Here is an 8916-nt window from a genome sequence, read left to right as displayed (position 1 = left end):
TGAATATCAAGTTCACGTACAATACTTTTTAAAAGCATGCCTGTGAGTAGTACATCTTGCTTAGCATTATGTGCTGAGCGTAATTTTTGACGAGCTAAATCACTGCCACTCAACAGCATGTAAATAAGTGCTGATAAAGAATGAGACTGAGCATCTGGCCATGCTTTACGAGCTAACGCTAATGTGCATATGATTTTGATATTCTTCGTGTCAACGCTACACTTATTGATTGCTTCAATATCGTAGTCAATGTTATGACCAACGATGTATTTAACATCGTCAGGCAAGGTGAAAGTTGTATAAAATGGCTTACCTGCAATATCTGATTCGAGGATGTGGTGCACAGCCATAGCGCCGTATGCAATCGCTGCATTGATAGAAAAATATTCATCAAATGCTTGATCAGCAAAGATAGAAACCTCACGGTTGCTTAATTGAAAGGGCACGTACGCAATTTCAACAGGAAGACCTTTAAGATCATGTGTTTCAGTATCTAAAATAATTGCGTTCATGCTTTGATACCTGCTTTTGCAAATTGATCTATATCTTGTTTTGCTGCATTGAATTGAGTGGTAAGAATTTGCATTAAAGAATCAATACCTAAAAATTCACATACACTTTTCACATCCAAGCCTCGCTGCTCAATGAACCCTTGTAGCTCATCACGCTGATTACTTGTGATTGGGCTAATCGCTTGATTTTGGTTTAATTGAGCTTCGTTTTCTTGAGTGCTTTGCTCTCGCTTTTGTATGTACGCAATCAAGCCACTCCTAGTTTCTTCAAACTTTTGTTGCAAAACATCATGAAGGCTATTCAAGCTGCGTTTTGCACAGTAGTTTTCAATGTTTATCCCTGCTTGATTCATCAAGTCTTGTAACTCTAGAAATTGATTTCCATCAATGCTGGCATTTGCTGAACCAGAGCTAAGCCACTGTTTTAATGAAACTCCGTCATGCTCACTTAATTGACGTGAGTCAAGAAAAAGACGAGTACGATCCTTGGTTGCAATTGCAAGATTGTCATGAGTCAGGTCTAAAACCGTTGTGAACTCATACTCGATACCGTCACGCTGTTCTGCTTTCATTCCAACCTTTTCAACTCTTTTTTTACCATTGTCGTTGGTTTGAATGGTTTCCATTTTGGAACGTAGTGTCACGATGATATTGATGCTTGATTGAAGCATTGCATCAATGAATTTACGATGTCTTGGTGTTACTTGGCTCCAAGCTCCCCAGCTATTACCTTTGAAAGTTGTGGATGCCAATTTATCTACTATTTCAAGACAACCACCTACACCAGACCATTCATGAGTAATACTGTCTAAAATCAAAGTATCAAAACCAGCAGTTTCAGCAGCTTTAATGACTTCAATGAATTTTTCGGGTGTGTAGGGTGGTTGGATATTTGCATGTTCAAAAGGCACAATATCGTCATACAGTTCAGCACTGCTATTCTCTGTATCAGCAACTGCAATACGACCACCAATTCCTTTAGCTAATAAAAGAGCGCCAAAAGTTTTTCCAGCACCAGTAGGACCTGCAATTGCTAAGCGAAGTTTTGCATTCTTACGCTCAGCTTTTTTGAAAAATACTGACATCACACAGCCTCCACTAAGTTATTTTTTTCAATAAACGTCGCTAGCAATAAATTGATATTGCGGTGATCGTTGTAATCCGTGAAATCGTTATATGACTTGCCTTTTGAATCTGTGATGCTATCAATGGCAAGGTCAGTGATATCAATTGCTGTGAACTCAGAACCAGTTACACCGTAGCTATCAGGATGTGATTCAAATTTGAAATTAACTGCAATGCGAAAACCATCAACATTAACAATTGCGGTACCTGAATTTTTACCTGTAATTTGAACAGACTGAACGCCGTATGACTCAGGTTGACTAATGCTATATGTGGGTGTGTATTCAGTAGAATGAGAAAGAGCAGTAATGCTGGTGGGAATTGCAATCAAGACGCTAAAAGTGACAGCAGCAGTAAGCACTATTGTCGTAGGCTTGAAAGATTGGGTGTTTAAGTTCATAATGACCTCGTTAGTTTGAAAAACCTCCTCGCCGTCCAAAGTTAGGAGGTTTTTTGTTTGTGTAGGAATAATATGAACTATTGGTTCAGTTTAGTCAAGAACCTAAAGTTCTTTTATTTGGTTTATTTTGAATTATTGGTTCGGTTTTATGTTTTAATAGACAAAAGAAAACCCACACAGGGTGGGTTGGATGGAGTCTTTAAAATGATAGCAATTACAGATAAAGGTGAGTTAATTCCCATTAAGAGAGGTCAAAGTCTTGTTGGGATGGGTTTTTTAGGTATTATTATCACCAACCATAAAGATTTGGCTGATGATGAATGTGGCATTATTGGCTGTAGATTTTCTCGCGAAGATAATGAGAAGCTTCGTTTTGAGATCCAACAAGTTTTACATAAATATCAAATTCCTCAACCTCGTCGTTATGGACTATTTGGATTATTTCAAAGACACATCCTAGATCGTTTACCTTTAAAGTAATCCATTCACCAATACGTGGTTGGTTGAAAAATTCTCGTTGATAATGCTTTAAATTCTTACCATCATTAATTTCTATAACTCTAGTTTTAAACATTTTCTTCTCCACCCGATCTGTTGTAGGGACTGTGTCGGGTTCACAGTTTGGTTCATACAAATAGCTGAATTCTCTTGAATTTCTTATTCGCCTCAATATGACTTCTATAAAATTTATCTCTATCTGCTGAATCAATGAAATCTTTGAAAGTACTCGCCTCAATAAGCTTGTAAATAAATCTTTCGCCAGTTCTAAGTACTACCGTTAATAAGAGATGCTGGTAAAGTACATGGCTGATATTACGGGAGTTTATTTCAAGTGTTTGCATGCTTTACTTCCTGTAATTAGCTTAAGTATTACGGTTTGACTAAAACTGATTCTAAACAACCACCAAAAATTAATTTATGTGATTTACACCTCAGAGTACTTTTCCAAAAACTCATCAACCCATCCTTGTGCTACGTCAAGATTGGTGATATCAGTCAGCTTTAGATTAGTACCTTCTGCTTCGTTAAAGCCTTCAATAATAGCTTCAAAAATATTTGCTTCGTTAATGACTTCCTGTGCCATTTCCGAAGCGTCATAGCTTTGTTTGGCTTTTTTAAGTGAAGCTATTTGCTTATTGATTCCTTCATCAATTTTACTTAATGCTAATTTAAACTCTTGACGATTAATCGTTAGCGCCGTTTTGGATTTATTGAGTGTTGCGATCATTGAGAGTTCCTTTTTTAACTCTAGGTGGCGAACAAGGTGGGGTGGTGTTATTTATTAAAACTTCTTAAATGCTCAACGACTACACCTATAATTCTAATTTCTTGCTGTGATGAATTCATTGTAGGAAAATCAGGATTTAAAGGAACTAGCTCAAACACTTCTCTACCATAATAGTCGTATTCAACAACTCTATACTTTTTAAAAGTAGCCTCATGACTACCGTTTTGAGCAATGACATAACAACCAGGATATGGAGATTTTGACCCATCAACTACCAATTTATCACCTGGTTTAAAGTCAGGCATCATACTTAGGCCCGCAACTTCAAGAGAGAAAACGCTCTCAGGCTTTGCATTTTCGTAAGTCGTAAAAGACTCTCCTTTTGGGTTAATTCCATCATACCCAACATCACAAAATAACCCAGCTTGAACAAAGTCCAATAATGGGATTTTCCGCAGTGTAGGCACGTCAAAGCTTACATTGCTAAAGCCTAGATCTTCTTTTTGCTTCATAGCTGGTACTGAATCACCATTCAATAGCCACTCTGTAGTTACACCAAGAAAAGATGCCAATAATGGAAGTTTTGAAGTTTCAGGAATAGATTCGCCTTTAAGCCATTTTCCTGCACCTTTATCCGATACTTCAAATTGCTTACTTAGAATCCTTGCACGACCTCGCACTGGATAACCTTTTAAATCCATTGCTTCATTTATTCGCTTAGCAAAACCTTCTTTAACTTTATCTATTGCATTTTCCATAAAAAAGCCTTGTGAACTAAGAGTTCAATAATAATAAGTATTGACAGAACTATCAGTTCCTTATAAAGTTGAACTTATGGTTCAATTTAAGAGTTAAAGATGCATACTGTCAAAAGTGCTATTAAAAACGCTGGTGGCGTTAAAAATATTGCGAAGTCAATCGGCATCACTGAAAGAGCAATCTATAAGTGGATTGCTAAAGACTCCCTCCCATATACCGAATACACAGGGGAGACTAATTACGCTCAGGTGATAGCCAACAATAGCAATGGTTTATTTACTGCTGAATGGCTTCTTGAGGCTGCAAATCCTAATAAGAACTTAAGCACCTAACCCACCCACAAATTATCGTTCACGGCGACTCGAATAGAAACGTGAATAAATTTAAGGATTCACATATGGAAATAAGTAAAGAAACTAAAACTGCCATACATAAGATGATCAGACATACACCAGGCATTTCACCCAAAGATATTTCTGAGCTTACAGGTGATTCACATAACACTATGTGTAATTACGCGAATCCAAACATGCCTGATCACTTGCCAAGTCTTAAAAAGCTAGAGGCAATGATGATGTTTACTCAAAATCCAGCTGTTTTAAAGGTTTGGGCGCATAAATTAGGTTTTGTTCTTGTGCCTGTGAATGTTGATGCTGATCGACATCATGAGATGAATATTCTTGAAGCAATGATGCAAACAAATGTTGCTAGTGGGCAAGCTAATCAAAAAGTTTATGAAGTTTTAGAAGATAACATCGTGACTCCGCAAGAGTACGAAGAGGCACATATTATTTTTCAAAGAATTATTGAGTGTGCAACAGCTGCAGACAATGCACTAAGAAAACAAGCTGAAAAATACCTTTCACCATCACAAATAGAAAAAGCCTGACGTTGGAGATCAGGCTTTTAGGTATTCACTTAATCTAGGAAACAAAATGAATAAACCAAATTTACCACAACAAACCAATCAAAACAACGGCGTAGATTTTTTAGTAGGCGATGTAATTGTTTCTATATGTAATGCGATTAATCCCGTGCTTTTTGAAGTTCGGGAATTAGCACACGTAACATATCCAGAATTTATTAAATGCAGACCTATTCCAAATGGCGATTATTTTTGCTGGTTAGCTATAAATGAGATCCGTACAGCAACACCATCTGAACTCCAAGCCAACCGCCGTCTCTCTGAAGCTGAATTAGCACTTGTGGAGGTTTCATGAATAGTCAATTTAGAACTCAGCAAGAGTACAAGGATACGCAGAGTATTCAATCTTTTTATGAACCTGCCTTAGAAATCCTGACTCAGTTGATTAACCGTAATAAAGACAATCTTCGTAGCAAAGGCTATGACGAAAATAATGCTGCAATTACTAAAGAGGAATTCGCTCAAGAAATGGCACGGCGTTTCCGTGTTACCCAATGGCTTGCACATCAAGTTGCAACAAGTCTAATCAATGCCAATTTGATTAAGTCATTTGGCGGTTATGTGAAGTTTGAGGAAGGTGAGCAATGAGTAAGTTTATTCCAAACTCATTTATGGTTGCGAATGCCTTCGTAGATGATGCCATGAATAAAATCAGTGATGCGTCTGTAAAGATCTATCTTTTGATCGTTCGTAAAACGCGTGGCTGGACAAAAGAAAGTGATGCATTGTCTTTAAGACAGCTTGAGAAGCTATCGAAGAAGAGTAGACCGACTGTAATTAAGTGCTTAGCCGAACTTGAAAAAGTGGGCTTAATTAAAATGCACAATCAGTCTAAATACGGCAATGTGTATTCACCAGTAGATAATTATAATATTGGTGAAGTGATTAAATTTCCAACTCAAAAAGTATTGGTTAGTGAGTTTAAATTACTAGAAAAAGCACTGGTTAAAAATTTTAACCACTTTGGATATGGTGAAAAACCAGTCAAAAAAGTCGCTAATACTTACATAAATGCAGGTGGTAAAAATTCTTTACTGGTTAAAAAAATTAACCACCCTATATATGTGAAGTGGTCAAATATTTTTACCGCTTTATATCAAGGGTGGTCAAATATTTTAACCGCAAGTGGTAAAAATTCTTTACCTCAAGTGGTTAAAAATTTTAACCCACAATATACAACTATCAAAAAACACTATCAAAATAAAAAATCCTGTTGGTTTGATTTCAAAATTTTAAAAACTCAAATTGAATCATTGGGACGTTCAGCAGAAGTTGACGTGATTTTGAATGCGGTGTGGTTTGATGCAGAACTCAATGCGTTTGAAGAATTCAATAAAAATTACGATCACTCTGATGAGATGAAAATCTATTTCCTTGCGATCTGGATGCTCAAAGCACGTTCACGCCATGAAAGTTTTAATCCACAACAACGTTCTGAAAAACAAACTGATCAATCGGGATTAGTAAGATTTTCCTCTGTTAAACAAATTTATGCATTTGCTAACAAGTTGGCGGTATTGCCTGAAGTCAGTAGTGAATTTAGTGTGGCAGGAGAAACCTATGAGCAACTGGCAAGCCGTATTGCAAAGAAATTATCAGATCCTAACGAACTTCAAAACTGGAAGCATCACCTAGAGAAAGTTGGTTTTAAATCAAAATTCAAAGGGGATGCAGCGTGAAATTAGATCATCCATTAATTCGATACCATGGCGGTAAGTTTCGTTTAGCACATTGGATTATTGCTCAAATGCCTAACCACATTTGCTACACAGAAGCTTTTGGAGGAGCAGCTGGAGTTTTACTTCAAAAACCTCGTGCCTATGCTGAAGTTTATAACGATCTTGACGGTGACATCGTAAATTTATTTGAAGTGCTTCGAGATTCTAGATCGAGAGAATTATTAATCGAACAATTGGTTTTAACACCATACAGTCGCACTGATTTCGAAAATGCATGGGAACCAACTGAAAACAAAATTGAACGTGCGCGCCGTGTTTGTATTCGAGCACAAATGGGTTTTGGATCGGCAGGAGCAACAAAGGGAATTACAGGTTTTCGAATTGATACCAAACGTCAATATGGAACAGCTCAATCACTGTGGTCTACCTATCCTGATCACTTAGGAATTATTGGTCAGCGTTTAAATGGGGTACTTATTGAGAATCGTCCAGCTATTCAGATTCTTCAAGATCATGATGCAGAAACAACGTTGCACTATGTAGATCCACCTTATGTGCATGACACACGTTATGACGGTGCTAAATCTGGTCGTATTTATCGCCATGAAATGAGCAATAAAGAGCATTTAAATTTGCTTAATACATTACTTGATTTAAAAGGCATGGTGATGGTTTCAGGCTATCCATGTGAAATGTATGACGACATGTTGAGCAGCTGGAAAAGAATTGAAACGAGTTCACGTATTTCCGCAGGTCGTGGCACGGCAGTTAAAACAGAATGTTTATGGATCAATAGACAAGCCCAGAAGCCTGACTTATTTGAGGTGGTGTCGTGAAAGAACTCAACAAAGCTTTTCTTTTCGTGTTCATGTTGATTGGTGCGGTTGTGGTGAAAGTTGGGGGTGTGGTGTGAGTGAGCGTACGAATTTTGCAGTTTTGTTTGATCGTTATGCGCAAATTATTAGTTTTGCAGCAAACAACAAAAGACGTATTGGGTCCAAAGATGTTTCTAACTTATTAGATGTTTCTCAACGATCTGCGCAACGCTATTTAATTCAATTAGAGCAACAGGGATATTTGGTGAGTGATGGCGCACATCCAATTGGTTATACCCCATCAGTAAAAGCTAAGAAAATATTTATGGTGACAGCATGACTAACCATGACTTTAAAACACTTCGTGACAAGTTGAATGGCTCTATTGCTCATAGTGATGACGAGATAGATCTACAAGAACAATGGAATGAATTACATCGCCGTGCGGAGCAAGATGCGCTGAATGATGATGAGAATTGGGAGGTGTGCGGTGGATTTAATTAATCAGTTGGGTGGGTATGAGAAGGCTAAAAATGAGTTAGAAAAGACGAAAAATCAAAAGTATAGAAATTTCGGTTTTTTAGAAGAAGCCCTCCTCCAATACCGCAGAGAACATAATATTTTTGAGGTTGGGGATTTAGTTGTTAATGATGGATTGATTGCCCCACACATTTATAGCTTCAAGAAATTAATGCCTGAGATATCAATGGCTTTAATTATGCGGAACGGTGAGGAGGGTGCTTGTGGATTATTCAGGTTAAGACATGCCACCCCCAAAGAAATTCAAGCAGGCAGAAGATTGGAGGTGTGCGGTGGCTAACATTGAAGCAGAAATAACACATATCACTATCGATAACACAAGTTACGGTCATACCGATGTGTCTGTAAGCCATGTCAAAAATGAAGATTATGTCTTAGCTAAAATTGATGAATTAGAAATCAAGATTGATACAAATATTGCATTGGCTTTATGCACTGAATTGGCTAGGGAATTTAAGTTTGGCTTGGTTGATGAGGAGGTGATTAGTGAGTGAGTTTGAACAGATACCTGAAATCAAAGAACGTATTAAGCGTTCCAAAATGGAACTTCAAGAGTTTGGGTTTTATTGGGCACCTGAATGGGATTCTCAATCATGTGCTGATCAAGACTTTGTTAATAATTTTAAAAAGGGTTGGTTGTACCAACAATCCAAAATCGAGCAGTTGGAGAAGGAGAAGCAAGCCCTACACAATGCCTTTGTTTACATGGATGAATGCCGTAAAGAGTGGCATCAAGGATTTATGAGATTACATGAGCAGAAGAATAAGGCTTTAAAAATCATAGAAGATCATGCTCGGTATATTCCTCAATCGACAATTGATGCTTTAGAAAAAGCTTTGCGAGGTGAGTCATGAGTAAAACCAAAATCAAACTAACAATTGCTCAGCACAATAAGCTTTTTAAAAGAGTTGAGTTTTTAACTTACCACGAAG

At 37.4% G+C, this 8916-nt stretch carries 18 protein-coding genes; 12 read left to right on the top strand and 6 right to left on the bottom strand.

Annotated elements, in window-relative coordinates; genetic code table 11:
• The 3 genes from B9T31_RS17585 to B9T31_RS17575 all read right to left on the bottom strand — a co-directional run.
• Positions 1 to 512 (bottom strand): 3'-5' exonuclease (locus B9T31_RS17585; RefSeq protein ID WP_086183223.1); only part of this gene is annotated, 512 nt, incomplete at its 3' end.
• Positions 509 to 1597, bottom strand: a complete 1089-nt coding sequence (locus B9T31_RS17580) for an ATP-binding protein (protein ID WP_086183222.1) — start codon at positions 1595 to 1597, stop codon at positions 509 to 511. The genes B9T31_RS17585 and B9T31_RS17580, both read right to left, overlap by 4 nt.
• The gene (locus B9T31_RS17575; RefSeq protein ID WP_086183221.1) at positions 1597 to 2037 is read right to left on the bottom strand and encodes a hypothetical protein; all 441 of its coding nucleotides are present in this window, start codon (positions 2035 to 2037) and stop codon (positions 1597 to 1599) included. The genes B9T31_RS17580 and B9T31_RS17575 overlap by 1 nt, the downstream gene beginning before the upstream one ends.
• A 204-nt stretch (positions 2038 to 2241) precedes the next feature.
• On the opposite strand from B9T31_RS17575, the gene B9T31_RS18100 reads away from it, so the two are divergent.
• The gene (locus B9T31_RS18100; RefSeq protein ID WP_086183220.1) at positions 2242 to 2517 is read left to right on the top strand and encodes a hypothetical protein; all 276 of its coding nucleotides are present in this window, start codon (positions 2242 to 2244) and stop codon (positions 2515 to 2517) included.
• 146 nt (positions 2518 to 2663) lie between these two features.
• On the opposite strand, the gene B9T31_RS17565 is transcribed toward B9T31_RS18100, so the two are convergent.
• The 3 genes from B9T31_RS17565 to B9T31_RS17555 form a co-directional block, all read right to left on the bottom strand.
• Complete coding sequence (locus B9T31_RS17565) at positions 2664 to 2879, bottom strand: KTSC domain-containing protein (protein WP_086183219.1); 216 nt, start codon at positions 2877 to 2879, stop codon at positions 2664 to 2666.
• A gap of 83 nt (positions 2880 to 2962) precedes the next feature.
• Entirely contained in the window at positions 2963 to 3265 is a 303-nt protein-coding gene (locus tag B9T31_RS17560) for a hypothetical protein (RefSeq protein WP_086183218.1), read from the bottom strand.
• Between the two features lie 47 nt (positions 3266 to 3312).
• On the bottom strand, positions 3313 to 4023 hold the full coding sequence (locus B9T31_RS17555; RefSeq protein ID WP_228146086.1) for a LexA family protein: 711 nt from the start codon (positions 4021 to 4023) through the stop codon (positions 3313 to 3315).
• 99 nt (positions 4024 to 4122) lie between these two features.
• Between B9T31_RS17555 and B9T31_RS17550 the strand changes: the two genes are divergently transcribed.
• The 11 genes from B9T31_RS17550 (at position 4123) to B9T31_RS17505 (ending at position 8838) form a co-directional block, all read left to right on the top strand.
• A complete protein-coding gene (locus B9T31_RS17550; RefSeq protein ID WP_086183217.1) occupies positions 4123 to 4356 on the top strand; it encodes a hypothetical protein in 234 nt (77 codons plus the stop codon).
• Between the two features lie 65 nt (positions 4357 to 4421).
• Positions 4422 to 4913: a phage regulatory CII family protein gene (locus B9T31_RS17545; RefSeq protein ID WP_086183216.1), complete on the top strand. Its 492-nt coding sequence runs from the start codon at positions 4422 to 4424 to the stop codon at positions 4911 to 4913.
• Between the two features lie 46 nt (positions 4914 to 4959).
• Positions 4960 to 5244, top strand: coding sequence for a hypothetical protein (locus tag B9T31_RS17540; RefSeq protein WP_086183215.1), 285 nt, complete (start codon positions 4960 to 4962; stop codon positions 5242 to 5244).
• A complete protein-coding gene (locus B9T31_RS17535) occupies positions 5241 to 5537 on the top strand; it encodes a hypothetical protein (RefSeq protein ID WP_086183214.1) in 297 nt (98 codons plus the stop codon). The genes B9T31_RS17540 and B9T31_RS17535 overlap by 4 nt, the downstream gene beginning before the upstream one ends.
• Entirely contained in the window at positions 5534 to 6628 is a 1095-nt protein-coding gene (locus tag B9T31_RS17530; RefSeq protein ID WP_086183213.1) for a replication protein, read from the top strand. Before B9T31_RS17535 ends, B9T31_RS17530 begins: the two co-directional genes overlap by 4 nt.
• Positions 6625 to 7464: a DNA adenine methylase gene (locus B9T31_RS17525; protein ID WP_086183212.1), complete on the top strand. Its 840-nt coding sequence runs from the start codon at positions 6625 to 6627 to the stop codon at positions 7462 to 7464. The genes B9T31_RS17530 and B9T31_RS17525 overlap by 4 nt, the downstream gene beginning before the upstream one ends.
• The gene (locus B9T31_RS17735; protein WP_139840949.1) at positions 7448 to 7783 is read left to right on the top strand and encodes a hypothetical protein; all 336 of its coding nucleotides are present in this window, start codon (positions 7448 to 7450) and stop codon (positions 7781 to 7783) included. The genes B9T31_RS17525 and B9T31_RS17735 overlap by 17 nt, the downstream gene beginning before the upstream one ends.
• Complete coding sequence (locus B9T31_RS17895; RefSeq protein WP_171264803.1) at positions 7780 to 7947, top strand: hypothetical protein; 168 nt, start codon at positions 7780 to 7782, stop codon at positions 7945 to 7947. Before B9T31_RS17735 ends, B9T31_RS17895 begins: the two co-directional genes overlap by 4 nt.
• Positions 7934 to 8263, top strand: a complete 330-nt coding sequence (locus B9T31_RS17515; RefSeq protein WP_086183211.1) for a hypothetical protein — start codon at positions 7934 to 7936, stop codon at positions 8261 to 8263. The genes B9T31_RS17895 and B9T31_RS17515 overlap by 14 nt, the downstream gene beginning before the upstream one ends.
• Positions 8256 to 8477 carry a hypothetical protein gene (locus B9T31_RS17510; RefSeq protein WP_086183210.1) on the top strand — a complete coding sequence of 74 codons (222 nt, stop codon included), beginning with the start codon at positions 8256 to 8258 and terminating at the stop codon, positions 8475 to 8477. The genes B9T31_RS17515 and B9T31_RS17510 overlap by 8 nt, the downstream gene beginning before the upstream one ends.
• Complete coding sequence (locus B9T31_RS17505) at positions 8470 to 8838, top strand: hypothetical protein (protein ID WP_086183209.1); 369 nt, start codon at positions 8470 to 8472, stop codon at positions 8836 to 8838. Before B9T31_RS17510 ends, B9T31_RS17505 begins: the two co-directional genes overlap by 8 nt.
• Positions 8839 to 8916: the final 78 nt, after the last annotated feature.

Origin of the sequence: Acinetobacter sp. ANC 4558 (assembly GCF_002135375.1) — a bacterium.
GTDB lineage: Bacteria > Pseudomonadota > Gammaproteobacteria > Pseudomonadales > Moraxellaceae > Acinetobacter.
Note: the sequence above shows the minus strand (reverse complement) of the source record. Positions and strands in the feature narration are given on the sequence as shown.